Origin of the sequence: Chryseobacterium gilvum, from assembly GCF_025628965.1 — a bacterium.
Taxonomy (GTDB): Bacteria; Bacteroidota; Bacteroidia; order Flavobacteriales; family Weeksellaceae; genus Chryseobacterium; species Chryseobacterium gilvum.
Genome location: NZ_JAOTEN010000003.1, coordinates 294,914 through 312,819, shown reverse-complemented (window position 1 = coordinate 312,819; position 17,906 = coordinate 294,914). Strand labels below are relative to the sequence as shown.

The following is a 17,906-nucleotide window of genomic DNA, read 5'->3' as shown; positions in this document are numbered from 1 at the left end:
TAAATAATGAAAAAAATATTAATAATAGGTTCGGTTGTACTTTCAGGCTTAGCTTTTTCACAGCAGCAATCTTCCGAAAACTCATATGTTTATGATGAGCCGGAAGTAACGGAAGGAGATACTTTTCCCGGAAATCCCGGAGATCCTACAGCAGCACCTATCGATCAGTATGTTCCTGTTCTTTTATTAACGGCAATAGGAATGGTCGTCGTTTTTGCAAAAAGAAAAAAGACAGCGGTATAGCAGCAATTTTTTATCATAATATACAACTCCTGATACAAGCGTCAGGAGTTGTTGTTTATAATGAGTTATCAAAGAGTGTCAAATAAAAGATTTTCTTTTAAAAGTTAATAAATACTTTTTAATTTAAATAACATAAATTTGGTATTTGCACCGAATAATTATGAATTTCTTTTTTTTAAATCATTTTTTATTTTTGTAATATTTAGTGTAAGTGGTTAATAACTAATGATATATTTTTTATTCAAAGCGTAAGATGCTTATTTTATTACTTGTATTATTGTTAACATAAAAAAAATATTAAGAGAATATATAGAATGTAAATATAATCATTAACTTTGCCGGATAATATGTATAAAACACCCAATGCTGAATGAAGAAGCTCTATGATGCTTTTAGTGCGCTTTACAACGGCGATAACATTGTGAAAATCACAGAATTGAGATATATTCCGAGATGGCTGGTTATTTTACTTGATGTTTTGATCATTGTCTTCTCTATCTTACTGGCTGATTTTTTCTTACAAAAGCTTCACGTAAAAAATAATTTTCCGCAATACAGTACCGAAAATACGTTAATTATTGTGGCGGTGAATGTTTTGTTTATGTTCGTATTTAAAACCTATGCAGGGATTATAAGACACTCTACTTTTTTCGATTTTTTTAAGATTGTTTTATCTTCAGGAAGCACTCTGATCGCAATTACCCTATTTAATTACGGAACCGAAATCTGGCTAGGAAAACCGCTCTATCTCTATCCTAATCTTTTTCTGTATTTCTTTATTTCGGTTACTTTAATGTTTTTTTTCAGAATGTTTACCAAGCAGTTTTTTAATATTTTGATAGATTTTAAAGGATCTTCAACCAAAGTAAGGGTTGCGGTAGTAGGAGTGGGAGACGCTTCCGTATCTTTAGCCAGGGCAATTATGCATAATCCTAATTATCCTTACCGATTAGAAGGTTTTCTTACCAAAAGATCAGATTCAAATAAAGCGATATTGCTGGGTCATAAAATTTATAATAGTGAGCATTTTTTTAAAAATGAAAAATTAATAAGCCGTTTTGATGCTGTGCTTATCATTAAAGAAATAATGGGCAAAAGAGAGCTGGAGGAATGGATGACTTTGGCTTTGGATAAAGGATTAAAAATTTTAAAGGCACCCACACTCAGTAAAATGAGAGATTCTGATCTTGTTGGAGGGATTCGTCAGCTTCAGATTGAAGATTTGCTGAATAGAAGACCTATCAAAATTGAGAGTTTAGAAGTAAAAAGCAGGCACTCCGAAAGAAATGTTCTGGTAACCGGGGGAGCCGGTTCAATCGGAAGCGAAATTGTAAGGCAGGTGTCACAATTCAGCCCATCGCTTATTGTGGTTCTTGATCAGGCAGAATCACCTCTTTATGAACTTGAATTAGAGCTTCTGGAAAAATTTCCGGAGCAGAAATTCAAATTTGTTCTTGCTGACATCTCCAATAATTACCGTCTTGAAAAGCTTTTCGAAACCTATAATTTTTCAATGGTGTATCATGCGGCTGCATATAAACATGTGCCTTTAATTGAAGAAAATCCACATGAGGCTATTTTTGTCAATATTCTAGGGACTAAGAATGTGGCAATGCTTTCCAGAAAATACAAGGTCAATCGTTTTGTAATGGTTTCTACAGATAAAGCAGTAAATCCTACCAATGTAATGGGAGCTTCAAAGCGTGTTGCCGAATTATTTGTACAGTCGCTGCAGAATTCTGAAGGCAATACCACCAAATTTATTACTACGCGTTTTGGAAATGTATTAGGTTCAAACGGATCTGTCATTCCTCATTTCCGTAAGCAGATAGAAAAAGGAGGACCTGTTACCATTACACATCCAGATATTATACGCTATTTCATGACCATTCCGGAAGCCTGTGAATTAGTGCTTCAGGCAGGAACCATGGGAAAAGGAGGGGAAATCTATGTTTTTGATATGGGAGAGCCTGTTAAAATTTTAGACCTTGCGAAAAGAATGATTAAATTATCTGGATATGCACCGGACGTTGATATTAAAATAAAATTTATCGGGTTACGACCGGGAGAAAAATTATATGAAGAGCTTTTAAGTAACAATTCTACTACCGTTCCTACACACCACGAGAAAATTATGATTTCTAAAGATCCGCTGATGGGATTTGAAGAAGTGGAAATTTTATGCCAGCAAATTATAAAATCTGCTGTAAAAAGAGATAAGCTACAGGTTGTAAGATTATTGAAAAATATTGTTCCTGAGTTTATTAGTAATAATTCTGAGTTTGAAGTGTTGGATAAAAAGCAGGATGATTCGGTAGATAATATCGTTACAACAAATATTGATTGATGATATAAGTTGAATTCAGTAAAAGCCATAATAATTAAACGTTAAAAAATATATTTTTGTTTAAAAAATATAATCCTATTTTTGTGAAAATTTATAAAAAATGATTTTAAAAAAATATTTTGTGTACGCAGCATTGAGTCTGACCGTCTTTTCATGTACCGCTAAACAGGAGATTTCTTATATGAAAGATATCGAAAGTGTAGCACTAGAAAATTCAATTATCAATAGCAGAAGTACATTACAGCCTGGTGATCAGATGATCATTACGGTTACTGCAAAAGATATGGATGTTGTAAAACCATTTAATCAAAATTATTCTTCTACCGCAACAGTAGCTCAATATTCTGCAGCAGCTGGGAATGCACAATTTCAGCAGGTTCCTTCAAGCGGCCCCACATATACAGTAGATTTAGATAATAATATCATTTTTCCGCAGATCGGAAAAATCAATACCAAAAATGAAAATGTAGAATCGTTCAGATTAAAAGTTGCGGATTTAATCAGCAGCTACGTAAAGAACCCTATAGTTGATATTAAGTTAATCAATTTTAAAGTTTCTGTTTTAGGAGAAGTAAACAAGCCGGGAACCTATGTTATTCCGGATGGAAACAGTACTATATTGGGAGCTTTGGGAATGGCAGGTGATTTGACTGCTTTCGGACTCAGAAATAATGTGTTAATTGTGAGAACTGTTGACGGTCAGATGACCAAAGACAGGATAGACCTTACCAGTGCCCAATTTATCAATTCACCATACTATTATCTGAAACAAAATGATATCATTTATGTTCAGCCCAATTCCAATAGAGAGAAATCTGCAAGAATAGATCCAAATATAGGATTGTACATTTCCGTTGCTTCAGTTATTGCTTCAATAACACTGGGAATTCTTGCCTTTACAAGAAATTAATTTTTATTTTATACCAATTTTATAGTGGATCAGAACCAAACACAAGAACAGACGCAAGAACAGTCAATAAATATTAGAGAAATACTGAAGCCTTATTTATATCGTTGGTATTTTATCGTTTTAGGGGCAGTAATAGCAGTTTTTGCTGCTTGGTTTTTTTTGCGGTATAGCATACCCGTTTATAAAACGGAATCAACGTTATTGATCAAAGAGGTGAAAAAATCTTCTTCTTCTCAACCCGAAATGTCGGTAATTTCCGAAATAGGTGGCATTGGGGGAATGGGAACCAATTCTGTCGATAATGAAATTGAAATTTTCAAATCTAAAAAACTGATGCTGTCAGTGGTAAGAGAATTGGGACTGGAAACCAATGTTTATTCAAAAGGGCAGCTTAAAGACACAGAATTGTATAAAGAAGCGGCCCCGTTTTTGGTACGGGTCATCAGTGAAAAGAATAAAGGTCAATATCCTGGTAAAGAGGTTATTGCAAAGATAAAAGGAAATAGGGTTATTATAGAGTCAGAAGGTTTTGCAAAGCCGATAGAAACTTCATTCGATAAAGCTTTGGCCATGCCGTTTGGCGTTATCATGTTTCAGAAAAATCCTAGTTTTAATTCTAATTCAGACAGTAAAGAATACAGATTACAGTTCATGTCAGGGATGAATAGAGCGATCTCTCTTTTATCTCAGTTGAATGTAAATCTGATACAGGAAAATGCTACCGTTTTGCGGATAAGTCTCAATTATACAATTCCTGAAAAAGCGGAAGACATCCTGAATCGTTTGGCAGTAAATTACAATCGTGAAGCCATTTTAGATAAAAATTCTGAGTCTCAGAAAACAGCTGCGTTTATTAATGAGAGAATCAATATCATTGGGAATGAGTTGGGCAGAGTAGAAACAGAAAAAGAAGAATTTAAGGTTAAAAATAACATTGCTGATATTCAGACAGAAGCCACTCTTTCGCTGGAAAACTCTATGGATACCCGCAAGAAACAGCTAGAGGTTGAATCTCAACTGGAATTGATAAGAAGTTTAATAGGTTATCTAAACAGACAAGGCAGTTATCAGGTGCTCCCTTTAAATGTAGGGTTGGCTGATTCTGGTACATCTGCTGAAATAGCAACCTACAATCAGCTCGTCGTAGAAAGAAGCCGTTTGCTGGAAAATTCCACCAATACAAACCCTGTGGTACAGGATCTTACAAGACAGATCAACAGCATGCGTAATGTTGTTCAGCAAAGTTTGGACAAAAGTAGATCTTCATTGGAAATTAGCAGAAATGCGATACAAGGGGAGCAAAATAAATTATCCGGCAGAATATCAAAAATACCTGTACAGGAAAAATTGTTCAGAAGTATTGAAAGACAGCAGAACATTAAAGAACAGCTTTATTTGCTTTTATTGCAAAAAAGAGAAGAAGCAGCTATTTCACTTGCCATTGCAGCCCCGAAAGCAAGAATCGTAGATGATGCTTTAACTTCGTATAACCCGGTTTCACCAAAAAGGCAGTTGATTTTTCTAGGAGCTCTGATTGCCGGTATTTTGGTTCCGCTTATCATTATTTATTTAATGGAGCTGTTCAATAATAAAATCAAATCCAAACATGATTTGGAAAAGCTCTCAGAAGCAGCTCCGGTTATTGCAGAATTACCATCATTGGAAAAAGGCGAGCCTGAACTTGTGGTGATTAATGATCAGTCTCCATTAGCAGAAGCATTCCGGATTCTCATTACCAATGTTAATTTCATGTTGCCCAAAAACAAAAAAGGGCATGTGGTTCTTGTTACTTCAACCGTTAAAGGAGAAGGAAAAACATTTACTTCTGTGAATCTGGCATTAACATTAGCTACCCCACGTAAAAAAGTAGTTATTATTGGCTCGGATATTAGAAACCCACAGCTTCAAAGATATAATGAAAGCCGTAGAGGATTGGTAGGGTTATCAGAATTCATGTATGACGATCAGATAAAAGTATCTGAAATTATTCATACCACATCATTCAACCCGCATTGTGATGTTATTTATTCTGGTGCGATCACTCCAAATCCTACAGAATTGTTATCCAACGGAAGATATGATGAATTGGTTGAAAGTCTGAAACCCTTATATGATTATATTATATTAGATACTGCTCCTTTAATGTTGGTAACAGATTCTTTCCTTATTGCAGACATTGCCGATCTCACAGTATATGTTACAAGATCCGGCTACACAGAAAAAGAGCTTATAGAATTTGCCAACAAACAGATTAGAGAAAAGAAACTTAAAAATGTTGGTTTCATTCTGAATGATGTAAACAGAATCCATAGCGGTTATGGGTACGGCTATAAATATGGGTACGGCTATGGAGCAGGACATAGTAAAAAATCTTTTATAAGCAAACTATTCAATAGATAGCTTTATTAGACAGAGATGAAAAAAAATGAATAAAAAACACAACATTGCAGTAGTGGGCTTAGGATACGTAGGTTTGCCTTTAGCACGCTTATTTGCCACTCAATATTCCGTAGTGGGATTTGACATTAGCCAAGGCAGAATTGCCGAATTGAACAATGGAAAGGATACCACCTTAGAGATAGAGGATCATATATTACAGGAAGTATTAATTAAAAAAAATCCGTTTGAAAATACGGGATCTGTTTCCGAAAATATTAACAAAGGCCTGTTTTGTACTTCAGAACTTGAAGATATAAAAAATGCAAATGTTTTTATCATTACCGTTCCCACACCGGTTGATAAACATAATCATCCTGATCTCACACCACTTTACAAAGCAAGTGAAACAGTTGGAAAAGTATTGAAACAAGGAGATATTGTTATTTACGAATCTACAGTATATCCCGGAGTAACGGAGGAAGAATGTGTACCGGTTCTGGAAAAAGTTTCTGGGTTGCTATTTAATAAAGATTTTTATGTGGGGTATTCCCCGGAAAGAATCAATCCGGGAGATAAATTACACACGGTAGAAAAGATTTTAAAGGTAACATCAGGCTCAACCCCGGAGATAGGCAAAGAAGTGGATAATCTTTATAAATCTGTAATTACTGCAGGGACACATTTGGCACCGACCATCAAAGTGGCGGAAGCATCAAAAGTTATTGAAAACTCGCAACGCGATATTAATATTGCATTTATTAATGAATTGGCAAAAATATTTTCGTTAATGAATATTGATACGCATGACGTTTTAGAAGCTGCAGGAACCAAATGGAACTTTCTGCCCTTCAAGCCAGGTTTGGTCGGTGGTCATTGCATAGGAGTAGATCCTTTTTATCTGGCACAGAAAGCTCAGGAAATAGGATATTATTCAGAGCTTATTTTGGCAGCAAGAAGGCTTAATGATTCAATGGGATCGTTCGTGGCTTCTCAGGTAATCAAATTGATGATCAAGAAAGACATCAAGATTAAAGAAGCAAAAATATTGAATTTAGGCATTACTTTTAAAGAAAACTGTCCGGATATCCGTAATTCAAAAGCGATTGATGTAATTCAGAATTTAGAGGAATATGGCGTAAAAGTAGTGACTTTTGATCCGTGGGCAGATACGGAAGAAGTATACCGGGAATATAGAATACATATGGTAGGTTCCCAGGATATGATTAAAGAAAAGTTTGATGCCATTATTCTTACTGTCGCTCATGAAGAGTTTCTTAATCTTGACCTCATCGCCTATTTGAAGCCGGACGGATTGATATATGATGTAAAAGGTGCACTGCCAAAGCATACGGTAGATAAGAGATTATAGTTAATTTTTATTAACCTAAACACTGTTAAAATCTCATTATCTTTGCAAACAGATAAACAATTAGATAGTTTCAGGTTAAACTAATCATTAAAATCAAAATAAATGTTAGAACACGACGTAAGACCTTGGGGAGAATATTGGGTGCTGGAAGATGCTGCCACACATAAAGTGAAAAAAATTTTAGTAAATCCCGGGCAACGTTTATCTCTTCAGTATCATCATCATCGTGCAGAAGTATGGACGATCGTTTCCGGTACAGGAACGATCACCATTAATGACGATATCAAAGATTATGAGCCGGGACAAGTTGCACAGATCACTTTAGGAGCACATCACAGGATAGAAAATAAAACAACAGAGCCCGTGGTTTTTATTGAAGTACAGTACGGAAGCTATTTTGGAGAAGATGATATCGTAAGAATTGAAGATGATTATAACCGCGCATGAAAATTTTTAATGTCATATTATCCGGAGGAGTAGGTAGCCGCTTATGGCCACTATCCCGCAAACAGCACCCGAAGCAGTTTCTTAAGCTGTTTTCGGGAAAATCTCTGTTTGAACTTACAGCAGAGAGAAACTCTTCTGTAGTGAACGAAATAATGGTGGTAGGAAATACAGATCATATCGAACTGAGCAGACAGCTTCTGAAAGATATTGCATTACCTCAGCAATTTATCACCGAAACACAGGCAAGAAATACGGCAGCAGCGATAGCCTTTGCAGCTTTAGCGGTAGGACATGATGATATTCTAATCATTACCCCTTCAGATCATCTGATTCAAAATCAGGAAAGTTATGATAGAGCCATTAAAGAAGCTATTGATTTGGCTAAAAGAGATTTTCTGGTCACTTTCGGGGTCGTCCCTTCAAAACCTGAAACAGGATACGGGTACATAGAATACGAAGGAAAAGATGTACTATCTTTCAGGGAAAAACCCAATACAGAAACAGCACAAGAATTTTTAGACCGAGGAACTTTTTTATGGAATTCCGGAATGTTCTGCTTTAAAGCAGGTATTCTTTTAGATGAGCTAAGAAAATGGCAGCCGGAAGTCTACGACACATGTCTGGAAACCTGGAAACTTTCCAAAGATAATGTAATTGATTCTAATGCATCTTTAAGAATACCCTCTATCAGCATCGATTATGCGGTGATGGAACGCTCTAAAAAGATAAAAGTAATTCCGGCACATTTCCGTTGGAATGACCTGGGATCTTTTGAGTCTTTATATGATTATTTACGTTCCAGCGGGCATTTTGTGGATGATAACGGCAACATGATCATCGGTACGGATATTTTCACGGCATTTGTAGGAATGAAAAACTGCATTTTGGTACACACTAGTGATGCAATACTTATTCTTCAGAAAGAAAAATCCCAAGATGTCAAAAAAGTGTATAATCAATTAGAGAAATATCAGTCTACACTACGATAAAATGATCAGTACAGAAACTTTGAAAAGCAAATATAATGAACCCAAGCATCATTGATCTTCCGAAAATATTGGATAAACGGGGAAACTTATCTTTTTTTGAGCATCCCGGCCAGCTTCCTTTCGAGATCGCAAGAACCTATTGGATTTATGATGTACCTGGGGGTGAAGTAAGAGGCAGCCATGCCTTTAAAAAGCAGCAGGAATTTATCATTGCTCTTTCAGGAAGTTTTGATGTGGTACTGAATGATGGTGAAAAAGAGGAACGATTTTCATTAAACCGTTCTTATTACGGGTTATATATTCCTAACATGTATTGGCGGAAATTAGAGAATTTTTCAACCAATTCTCTGGCTTTGATTGTCTCAGACAGATTATATGATGAAGGTGATTATATCAGAGATTTTGAACAATTTAAAAATATAAAAAATGCAATTTAGTATTGATGATTGTAAAGTTGTAGAATTACCTATTGTTCATAACGCCAGCGGAAATATTACCGTGATGGAAAACAATATGAACATTCCCTTTGCGATTCGTAGGATATATTATTTGTATGATGTTCCTATGGGAGCAGAAAGAGGCGGCCACGCACATTATGAATTGCAGCAATACGTAGTAGCAGCAAGCGGATCTTTCACCTTTATTTTAGATGACGGTGAAAACAAAAAAGAAGTATTTCTTAATCATCCCAATAAAGCACTGCACATCGTTCCCGGTATTTGGAGAGAGATGAAAGACTTTTCCAGCGGGAGTATTTGTCTTGTCTTTGCTTCTATAGAATATGCAGAAAGCGATTATATTAGAGAATACAATCAGTTTTTAAATTTTAGAAAAAATGGTTAAAATTCATGCTTTATCTGATGTTCAGAGTAAAAACATCGGAGATCATACGATGATTTGGCAATATTGTGTCGTGTTAAAAGACGCTATTATTGGGGAAAACTGCAATATCAACTGCCAGGTTTTAATTGAAAATGAAGTTGTAATCGGAAATAATGTAACAATAAAGCCGGGTGTTCAGATCTGGGATGGGGTTACTTTAGAAGATAATGTTTTTATAGGCCCCAATGTAACTTTTACAAACGATCTGATCCCGCGTTCAAAAAAATATCCTGAAGCTTTTGCAAAAACATTGGTTAAAAAAGGAGCTTCAATAGGAGCTAATGCCACAATAGTTGCAGGAAATACAATTGGAGAAAACGCCTTAATCGGCGCGGGCAGCGTAGTAACAAAAAATATTCCGGACAATACCGTATGGTTTGGAAATCCCGCAAAACACAGAGGCACAATTGATGAAAATGGAGTTATTACATATTTATAAAATATATAATTTTCATTTAAATCAACTTATGATTTTAAACAACGTTCTGATAGGTAAAAATATTCAGATGAGATCAGCAACGACTGATGATGCACAGTTTATTTTAGATCTTCGATTAGATCCGGAATTAAAAAAATTCATCAATGAAACTTCTTCAGAACTTCAGAAACAGAAAGAATGGATTGATGATCAAAGAAAAAAGAATGGTGATTATTATTTTATGATCATGAATAATAAGGAAGAATTGCTGGGTACAGCTGCTGCATATGATATCATTAATAAAAATTTTAATGTAGGTCGATGGATTGTAAAACGCACTGCGCCAAAGACCATTGCTGTTGAAAGTTTAGTAATGGTTTATAATTTTGGATTTAATATACTAAAACTTTCCACTGCTGATTTTCAAGTAAGAACAGAAAATATAAAGGGATTAAATTTTCATCTGTCATATGGCTGTGAAATTTATAAAATTTCAGGAAACCTTGTTCATTTGAAATTTAAGAAAACATTATTTAATGATTTATTAAAAAAATTTAAAAATTACCACAATATCAACATAATATGATAAAATTTTTAGACCTGCAGAAAATCAATCTGGTACATCAGGAAGAAATTGAAAAAAGAATTTTGGATACATTTCGTTCCGGATGGTATTTATTAGGAAACGAAGCGAAAAATTTTGAAGATAATTTAGCAAACTATATAGGTGCAAAGCATGCCATTGGTGTAGCAAACGGACTGGACGCCTTGAGGTTGATTCTCAGAGCATACATTGAATTGGGTATTATGCAGAAAGGTGATGAAATCATCGTTCCTGCCAATACTTATATTGCTTCTGTTTTAGCCATTTCAGATAATGGATTGGTTCCTGTTCTGGTAGAACCTGATAACAATACCTTCAATATTGACTCTGCTAAAATTGAAGAGAAAATTACTCCTAAAACAAAAGGGATCATGATCGTGCATTTGTACGGAAGAGTTATTTTTTCTCAGGAATTAAAAAATCTGGCAGAAAAATATCAGTTAAAGACTATAGAAGACAATGCGCAGGCAATCGGTGCTCAATACGAAGGTGTGAACACCGGAAATCTGGGTGATGCTTCCGGGTTTAGCTTCTATCCGGGTAAAAATCTGGGCGCTTTGGGTGACGCGGGTGCGGTGACAACCAATGATGAAGAATTGGCAAAAACCATAAGAGCGTTGGCAAATTATGGCTCTAATCAAAAATATGTAAACACTTTTCAAGGGTTAAATTCGCGCCTTGATGAGATACAGGCTGCTGCTTTAGATGTGAAGCTAAAATATATCGATGCAGAAAACCAAAGAAGAAAAGATATCGCCAGAAGATATATTTCTGAAATTAAAAATCCAGATATTATTCTTCCCGAATTGCCTAAAGATGAAAAGGAACATGTTTGGCATCTTTTTGTGATCAGAACGCAGGAAAGGGAAAAACTACAAAATTTTTTCACAGAAAACGGCGTCCAGACTTTAATTCATTATCCTATTCCTCCCCACAAACAGGGCGCTTATCAAGAAATGAATCATTTAAGTTTCCCGATTACAGAAAAAATTCATGATGAGGTACTGAGCTTACCGATAAGCCCGGTGATGACTGATGAAGACGTGAGTCATATCATAGGAATTATAAATAAAATATAGCATGCTTCTGAATATAATTTTTTCGTTCAATAGAGCTATGCAATTAGATTATCTTTTGCAGTCGATAATCGATAATTATAAAATTGAATATAAAATCTTAATTTTATATCATACTACAGGAAATCATCATGAAGGGTATAAAATCCTACAAGAGAAATATAAGAATTATGATAACTTTTCTTTTGTAGAAAGAAAACCCAATCTTTTAGATACTGCCAGTCTTTTTGCGATAAGAAATAAATCTGATCTTAAATTTGTCGTAATGCATTCTCGGCTCTTTAAAAAAAATACCGATAATTTTAAAGCACTCCTGGAAAAACAAATTAAAAAAAGTGACTGTGAATTTATAATGTTCAATACAGATGACGGTGTTTTTTTAGATAATTTGACCATTGGTGAAGATGTATATTCGTTAATACGCAATAATCCGAAAAATGTGAGCTATAGGGCGTATGTAGGGGAGAATTTAGAGGATTTTCCGTCCTATGTAAAAAGATGGGGAGACAATTATTTGTGGAATTATTTTGTAGATAAAAATATTACACATTGGTCTTACAACTTTGCCATTGATGCAACTGTATATCACCGTAAAACACTTCTGAAAATATTGCGTAATGTACCATACCACAATCCTGTATCCTTGGAAGGAAATGTTATGGGATATTGTACGAGAAATAAGCTTTTCGGCATTGGCTTGGGACCTATTAAGTCAATAGCTGTAGGAACGTTATTAAATCAGGTATCAAAAATAGTTAATAATCCTACCATAGATATAGATCCTAAAATTTTAAATGATTTTTTTGTCAGAGGATTCAGACTAAAACTAAAGCTTATGTCAAGTATAAATAAAGTTAATCTTATACCTGATGAAGTTAAAGTTTATAATGATGTTGAAGAGAAAGTACTTTACACACTTAATGATAGTGGTAAAGAACTGCAAAAAAAATATGGCATTGGAGGTACAGAATTATAAACTAAATTTATTTTGGAAAAATCATATAAATCAACTTTTAAAAACACACTTGCTTTTGGAGGATTACAAATAATTACTATTTTTCTTAATCTGATTAAAGGCAAATTTATTGCTGTTTATTTGGGACCGGTAGGAATAGGGATTAATAATCTTTTACTTACAACAATGAATTTGATTACCACTTTCAATGATTTGGGGCTGGATCTTAGTGCAGTGCGTAGCCTTTCGGAGGCCCATGAAACTGAAAACGAAGAGCAAACCAACAGAACGGTTACCATAGTACAAAAACTGTTTTTCTATACGGCATTATTGGGCGCAATGATTTCGGCAGTGTTTTCTCCTCTCTTGAGTCATTTTACGTTTGGAAACTACCATTATACCGTCTCCTATCTATTGCTCTCTCTTTTTGTATTTTTTACCACTCTTTCAAAAGGCCAACAAACTGTAATGAGAGGATTAAGAAGAGTTAATTTTATAATTAAATCGGGGTTTTATGGTACTTTAGCGGGGGTTATCATTTCAATTCCGTTCTATTATTTCTTCGGGATAAATGGGATTGTTCCTACAATGATTATCACAGCATTGAGCAGTTTAACTTTATCATGGTATTATTACCGCAAGATTCCCAAAATAAAACTGAAAATCACTAATCGGGAAGTTTGGCAGGAAGGCAAACAAATGATGAAATTAGGATTGATGCTGGTTTTTTCTATTCTTGTAGGGTTATTGGTAAAATATCTTATAAGTGTAGGTGTCGCTAGAATCGGTAATGTAAAAGATGTAGGTCTTTATGCTGCTGCCATGAGCATCAGTGGTCAGTATGTGGGTTTCATTTTAGCCTCACTTGGAGTAGATTACTTTCCAAGGCTTGCTGCCGTTTCTTCAGATACAGACGCAGTAAATAAAGTAGTAAACGAACAGACTGAAATAGTTTTGCTGCTTGCAACGCCTTTACTGATCATTATGATTATTACCTCTCCGCTTTTAATTAAAATTTTGCTGACCAAAGATTTTTTTGCCATTACCGATTTTATTAGATTTATAGCTTTTGGGTCATTTTTTCAGTTGGCATCCTATTGTATGGGATATATCTCTTTCGCAAAAAATGATAGAAAAACATATTTAATTATGGAAGGACTTGTAGGAAATTTATTCAATCTTATCCTGAGTTTAATTTTATATTATTTTTATGGTTTATTTGGTCTTGCTATAGGGTATTTAGCTTTATATATTATTTATTTTACTGCGATAATTATAACTACCAGAAAGCTATACAATTTTAAAATAGATAAAGAAAGCAGTCGTTTTTTCTTCATTTCACTTGCATTTATACTTCTTGTTTTTTTTAGTTTTTATATATCCAATCAGTACATAGCGTACGGAAGCTCCATCATTTTGTTTTTACTCAATGCAGCCTACAGCTATCACCACCTAAACAAAAGGCTCGATATAAAGAGCTTTATAATGCAGAAATTTTCACGTAAAAAACCATGATGTATGCTGGAAAACAATTTTGATAAAATGCCATTGGTTTCTGTAGTTGTTATCACATACAATTCATCAGAATTTATTATTGAAACTCTTGAAAGTATCAAAAAGCAAACCTATCCAAGCATAGAGCTTATTGTTTCTGATGACGGTTCTAAAGACAGTACAATAGAATTGTGCAACAATTGGTTTCGAGACAATGAAAAAAGATTTTCTGCAATGCAAGTGATCACTGTTGAAAAAAACACCGGAATTCCTGCCAATTGCAACCGGGGTTTCAACGCTTCAAAAGGCAGCTGGATCAAGCTTATTGCTGGAGATGATTTACTTGCAGAAGAATACATCGAAAAAATGATGGGGTATAGTAAAAATCACCCTGATTGTGAAATTATCCACAGTCCCGTTATCAAATTCAGCAAAGAAAATGACGGTTCAAAGAAACTGATGTATCCCACCTCTGATGATGAAAAAAAATTAAACAGGGATGTAAGTTCAGAAAAACAGTTTCACATATTATCAATGGCGTGTCCCATCAATGCACCATCTGTAATAATGAAAAAATCCCTGTTTGAAAGAAACGGAAATTTGGACGAAACTATCCCAAACTGTGAAGACTGGCCGTATTGGTTAAAAATAACCAAAAACGGAACAAAATTTCATTACATCGATGAAGCTTTGATTTATTACAGAATTCATGGAAAATCTACGTATTCATCAGGTAAAAATGCACTATATATCCACCCGTTTTTTAGAACTGAAAAAATTATTTTTGAAAAATATATTAAAGATCACGTATCTTCATTCCAAAAGAATATTACAGAATATGATTATTTTTTAAAGAATCTCTTTGCTGAAAGTAAAGCTTCGGTTCCCACGAAAATTTTATTCAGAACTTTAAGGCTGCCCGTTGAACTGTATTATAAACTGGCTTAATTATATCATTTAAATTAAAAATTGTGAAAGTATTACTCTGTACAGGAAGATATTATATGGGTGGCATTGAGAAATATGTACACGATTTGGCAGTGAATTTATCTGAAAAAAATATTGAGGTTTCGCTGCTGGTATTTTATAAAATAAAAAATGATGATATCGGATTTTTGAGATCTAAAAATATAAAAATTTATGAGCTGAACGGAAAAAACGGAAGAGATCTTAAAATGAATTATTCCTTTTATAAAATCATCCGTACCCTCAAACCAGATATTATTCACTTGAACGTCATCCCTTTTCTAAGTGTATTGCCGCTTACTTTTTATAACGGTAAAATAATATATACGATTCATCAGTTAGACCAAAACCGTCAAGTGAATAAGTTTTTCAGTAAAATTATTGATGGGGTCATCTATTTGTCTGAAAATGTAGAAAGATATTATAGAAACATCAATTATTTACCCTTTTCAGAAAGAAAAATTATCAATAACGGAATTGTCAATTTTAACGAAAATCTTTATAAAAAACCGGAAGAAGTCATTAATTTAATCATGGTATCAAGGCTTGCGCAGGATAAGCAGCCGGATCTCGCGATAGAAATTATTCATTATCTCATAAAAAACAGCAGCCGCATCTTTCATCTTACATTAGTAGGCGAAGGAGATGTGGACGATACAGAATATATCCGCAAAATAGAAAAAACAATAGCAGAACACTCACTTTCACAATATGTGACATTTGCAGGATGGAAGAAAGATGTAATACCGGAACTTCTTAACGCTCAGGGTTTTTTAATGCTTTCAAGGAAAGAATGCTTTCCTTATAATGTCTTGGAAGCCTTATCTGTTGGGATTCCTATTTTCAGCTTTAATGTAGAAGGTGGCCTTATTGATATGCACCAGAATGATGTAACAGGGATCATGATACAGGATAACAACCCTATCGATTTAGCGAAAGAGATTGATAATGTCTTTAATACAGAACGCTGGAAAATATACAGCGAAAATGCGTTTCAAAGAGCAAAGAAATTCTCAATTTCTTCAATGACAGAAAAAACACTGACGTTTTACGAAGAACTTTTAAGCAAAAAAAGAATTAACCCATAATTAAATTGTTTGATGAAATTTTTACTGTCTGATATATACAATTCACTGTCAAAAATGACAGGCTACTTCTTTTGGAATATGAAAGGAGTGAGAGTAGTGACATCATCATATGTTTCTAAAAAAGCCGCTTTGAAAAATTGCTCGGTTTTCGGAAATTCCGTAGTCCTGGATGAGGCGGTTATTGGAGAACATACTTATATGACCGATGCATATATTCAGCACGCAACCGTAGGATCTTACTGCAGCATTGCACCAGGCGTTAAAATTGGTCTGGAAGAGCACGATGCCGATAATTATTCTACTCATCCAAGTACTTATGACAGCAAATCTTTTGTGAAAAGTAAAGGGAGAGCAGAAATTGGAAATCATGTATGGCTGGCTGCGAACTGTATTATCCTGCAGGGTGTGAAAGTAGGTGATCACGCAGTGGTTGCTGCAGGAGCCGTGGTCACAAAAGATATTCCAGAAGGCGAGATTTGGGGTGGTATTCCTGCGAAATTTTTAAAGAAAAGATCCATATGAAATATATCGTAGTGCATGCAGGTAGAAGAGACGATTATCAGGTGGCTTTGGCGCTTGCTGAAGAAAATGCCCTAAAGTTTCTGGTTACAGATTTTTATGCACCATACGATAGTATTCTTATAGGTAATTTGATAAAAATTTTACCAAAATCGATTCAGTCCAAATTTTTAAAAAGATACAAACCGGGTTTAAGCAGCACATTGGTTTTTATCAGTTACCTGTCCATATTTTACGAAATATTATATATTCTTACCCGAAATATCAAATACAGTACACATAAGGACAAAGCATTGGGAAATGCTGCCAAAAAACTTTCAGTGAAGCATGGCATACCGGTTCTAAGTATGAATACCTATGCAAAATATGCCTTTGAAGGAAATAAGATACATCCTAAGGTTTTATTTCAGTTTCATCCGCATACTGCATTTGTAAAAAAAATATTAACGGAAGAAATGGAGATTAATCCCATTTCCAGAAAATCATTACTGCAGGAATATGAGTTTTCGGTTTCTGATGAAATTTTAGAACACCTTTCGACAGAGATTCATCTGGCAGATCATATTATTTGCGCTAGCGGCGTTACTGCAAAATCTTTACTAAACGAACGGGTTTCAAAAGATCGTATTAAAGTCATTCCATACGGAGTTGATACCTCTTTTTATCCTTATGAAAAAAGAGAAATACGTGAAAATGGATCGGTTTTTAAAGTAGTTTTTATAGGAAGTTTAAACCAGAGAAAAGGAATTACCTATTTGCTGGAAGCGCTGGATGGCCTTCCGAATGTAGAACTTCATATTATTGGTAGAGGTATTTTTGATATGGACCTGATCAGCAAGTATAGGGTAAAAGTCAGCATACATAAAAACATACCGCATGACGAGATGATTTCTATTTTACAGAATTCTCATTGTTTTGTATTACCTTCGCTGGTAGAAGGTTTCGGGCAGGTGATTCTTGAGGCAATGGCTACAGGAATTCCGGTAATTGCATCAGAAAATACAATTGCGGCAGATATTATTATTGATGGGGAAAACGGATTTTTGATACCCATAAGAAACCATGCTGCAATTAGAGAAAAAATACAGATGCTGATTAATCATCCTGAAAGGGTTCAAATAATAGGAGATGCAGGATTTCAAACCTCTGAAAAGCTAAATTGGAAAACTTTCAGGGCGCAAATAATTACTGATCTTAAAAGTCTTTATTATAAAAAGTGA

The 17,906-nt window shown here is 34.6% G+C and carries 18 protein-coding genes; all 18 read left to right on the top strand.

All coding sequences use genetic code 11. The features are described 5' to 3' along the window. Positions 1–6 precede the first annotated feature (6 nt). Entirely contained in the window at positions 7–243 is a 237-nt protein-coding gene (locus N0B16_RS11710; RefSeq protein ID WP_262991129.1) for a hypothetical protein, read from the top strand. Between the two features lie 370 nt (positions 244–613). Further along, on the top strand, positions 614–2,590 hold the full coding sequence (locus tag N0B16_RS11705) for a polysaccharide biosynthesis protein (RefSeq protein WP_262991128.1): 1,977 nt from the start codon (positions 614–616) through the stop codon (positions 2,588–2,590). Positions 2,591–2,690: 100 nt separating this feature from the next. Further along, positions 2,691–3,500, top strand: a complete 810-nt coding sequence (locus tag N0B16_RS11700) for a polysaccharide biosynthesis/export family protein (protein WP_262991127.1) — start codon at positions 2,691–2,693, stop codon at positions 3,498–3,500. Between the two features lie 213 nt (positions 3,501–3,713). Further along, on the top strand, positions 3,714–5,900 hold the full coding sequence (locus N0B16_RS11695; protein WP_262991126.1) for a GumC family protein: 2,187 nt from the start codon (positions 3,714–3,716) through the stop codon (positions 5,898–5,900). 25 nt (positions 5,901–5,925) lie between these two features. Further along, on the top strand, positions 5,926–7,248 hold the full coding sequence (locus tag N0B16_RS11690; RefSeq protein ID WP_262991125.1) for a nucleotide sugar dehydrogenase: 1,323 nt from the start codon (positions 5,926–5,928) through the stop codon (positions 7,246–7,248). Between the two features lie 102 nt (positions 7,249–7,350). Next, positions 7,351–7,695: a phosphomannose isomerase type II C-terminal cupin domain gene (locus N0B16_RS11685; RefSeq protein ID WP_262991124.1), complete on the top strand. Its 345-nt coding sequence runs from the start codon at positions 7,351–7,353 to the stop codon at positions 7,693–7,695. Beyond that, complete coding sequence (locus N0B16_RS11680; RefSeq protein WP_262991123.1) at positions 7,692–8,684, top strand: mannose-1-phosphate guanylyltransferase; 993 nt, start codon at positions 7,692–7,694, stop codon at positions 8,682–8,684. Before N0B16_RS11685 ends, N0B16_RS11680 begins: the two co-directional genes overlap by 4 nt. Positions 8,685–8,719: 35 nt before the next feature. Further along, complete coding sequence (locus N0B16_RS11675; RefSeq protein ID WP_262991122.1) at positions 8,720–9,121, top strand: sugar 3,4-ketoisomerase; 402 nt, start codon at positions 8,720–8,722, stop codon at positions 9,119–9,121. Next, positions 9,111–9,527: a sugar 3,4-ketoisomerase gene (locus tag N0B16_RS11670; RefSeq protein ID WP_262991121.1), complete on the top strand. Its 417-nt coding sequence runs from the start codon at positions 9,111–9,113 to the stop codon at positions 9,525–9,527. Before N0B16_RS11675 ends, N0B16_RS11670 begins: the two co-directional genes overlap by 11 nt. After that, the gene (locus N0B16_RS11665) at positions 9,520–10,005 is read left to right on the top strand and encodes an acyltransferase (RefSeq protein WP_262991120.1); all 486 of its coding nucleotides are present in this window, start codon (positions 9,520–9,522) and stop codon (positions 10,003–10,005) included. Before N0B16_RS11670 ends, N0B16_RS11665 begins: the two co-directional genes overlap by 8 nt. Continuing rightward, entirely contained in the window at positions 9,983–10,570 is a 588-nt protein-coding gene (locus tag N0B16_RS11660; RefSeq protein ID WP_262991119.1) for a GNAT family N-acetyltransferase, read from the top strand. The genes N0B16_RS11665 and N0B16_RS11660 overlap by 23 nt, the downstream gene beginning before the upstream one ends. Next, positions 10,567–11,667, top strand: coding sequence for a DegT/DnrJ/EryC1/StrS family aminotransferase (locus tag N0B16_RS11655; protein WP_262991118.1), 1,101 nt, complete (start codon positions 10,567–10,569; stop codon positions 11,665–11,667). Before N0B16_RS11660 ends, N0B16_RS11655 begins: the two co-directional genes overlap by 4 nt. A 37-nt stretch (positions 11,668–11,704) precedes the next feature. Continuing rightward, entirely contained in the window at positions 11,705–12,640 is a 936-nt protein-coding gene (locus N0B16_RS11650; RefSeq protein ID WP_262991117.1) for a hypothetical protein, read from the top strand. Positions 12,641–12,652: 12 nt separating this feature from the next. Then, entirely contained in the window at positions 12,653–14,134 is a 1,482-nt protein-coding gene (locus tag N0B16_RS11645; RefSeq protein ID WP_262991116.1) for an O-antigen translocase, read from the top strand. Between the two features lie 3 nt (positions 14,135–14,137). Beyond that, the gene (locus N0B16_RS11640) at positions 14,138–15,061 is read left to right on the top strand and encodes a glycosyltransferase (protein WP_262991115.1); all 924 of its coding nucleotides are present in this window, start codon (positions 14,138–14,140) and stop codon (positions 15,059–15,061) included. A 23-nt stretch (positions 15,062–15,084) separates the two neighbouring features. Continuing rightward, positions 15,085–16,167 (top strand): glycosyltransferase family 4 protein, encoded by a 1,083-nt coding sequence (locus N0B16_RS11635; protein WP_262991114.1) that lies wholly within the window; start codon positions 15,085–15,087, stop codon positions 16,165–16,167. A gap of 12 nt (positions 16,168–16,179) precedes the next feature. After that, a complete protein-coding gene (locus N0B16_RS11630) occupies positions 16,180–16,689 on the top strand; it encodes a GlgC family sugar phosphate nucleotidyltransferase (protein ID WP_262991113.1) in 510 nt (169 codons plus the stop codon). Beyond that, the gene (locus N0B16_RS11625) at positions 16,686–17,906 is read left to right on the top strand and encodes a glycosyltransferase family 4 protein (protein ID WP_262991112.1); all 1,221 of its coding nucleotides are present in this window, start codon (positions 16,686–16,688) and stop codon (positions 17,904–17,906) included. The genes N0B16_RS11630 and N0B16_RS11625 overlap by 4 nt, the downstream gene beginning before the upstream one ends.

Excerpts from the sequence above, each read along its gene's own strand:
- N0B16_RS11670 (WP_262991121.1), top strand. The coding sequence starts at position 9,111 with ATGCAATTTAGTATTGATGATTGTAAAGTTGTAGAATTACCTATTGTT.
- N0B16_RS11685 (WP_262991124.1), top strand. The coding sequence starts at position 7,351 with ATGTTAGAACACGACGTAAGACCTTGGGGAGAATATTGGGTGCTGGAA.
- N0B16_RS11710 (WP_262991129.1), top strand. The coding sequence starts at position 7 with ATGAAAAAAATATTAATAATAGGTTCGGTTGTACTTTCAGGCTTAGCT.
- N0B16_RS11665 (WP_262991120.1), top strand. The coding sequence starts at position 9,520 with ATGGTTAAAATTCATGCTTTATCTGATGTTCAGAGTAAAAACATCGGA.
- N0B16_RS11625 (WP_262991112.1), top strand. The coding sequence starts at position 16,686 with ATGAAATATATCGTAGTGCATGCAGGTAGAAGAGACGATTATCAGGTG.
- N0B16_RS11705 (WP_262991128.1), top strand. The coding sequence starts at position 614 with ATGAAGAAGCTCTATGATGCTTTTAGTGCGCTTTACAACGGCGATAAC.
- N0B16_RS11640 (WP_262991115.1), top strand. The coding sequence starts at position 14,138 with ATGCTGGAAAACAATTTTGATAAAATGCCATTGGTTTCTGTAGTTGTT.
- N0B16_RS11650 (WP_262991117.1), top strand. The coding sequence starts at position 11,705 with ATGCAATTAGATTATCTTTTGCAGTCGATAATCGATAATTATAAAATT.
- N0B16_RS11700 (WP_262991127.1), top strand. The coding sequence starts at position 2,691 with ATGATTTTAAAAAAATATTTTGTGTACGCAGCATTGAGTCTGACCGTC.
- N0B16_RS11660 (WP_262991119.1), top strand. The coding sequence starts at position 9,983 with ATGGAGTTATTACATATTTATAAAATATATAATTTTCATTTAAATCAA.
- N0B16_RS11655 (WP_262991118.1), top strand. The coding sequence starts at position 10,567 with ATGATAAAATTTTTAGACCTGCAGAAAATCAATCTGGTACATCAGGAA.
- N0B16_RS11690 (WP_262991125.1), top strand. The coding sequence starts at position 5,926 with ATGAATAAAAAACACAACATTGCAGTAGTGGGCTTAGGATACGTAGGT.
- N0B16_RS11680 (WP_262991123.1), top strand. The coding sequence starts at position 7,692 with ATGAAAATTTTTAATGTCATATTATCCGGAGGAGTAGGTAGCCGCTTA.
- N0B16_RS11630 (WP_262991113.1), top strand. The coding sequence starts at position 16,180 with ATGAAATTTTTACTGTCTGATATATACAATTCACTGTCAAAAATGACA.
- N0B16_RS11675 (WP_262991122.1), top strand. The coding sequence starts at position 8,720 with ATGAACCCAAGCATCATTGATCTTCCGAAAATATTGGATAAACGGGGA.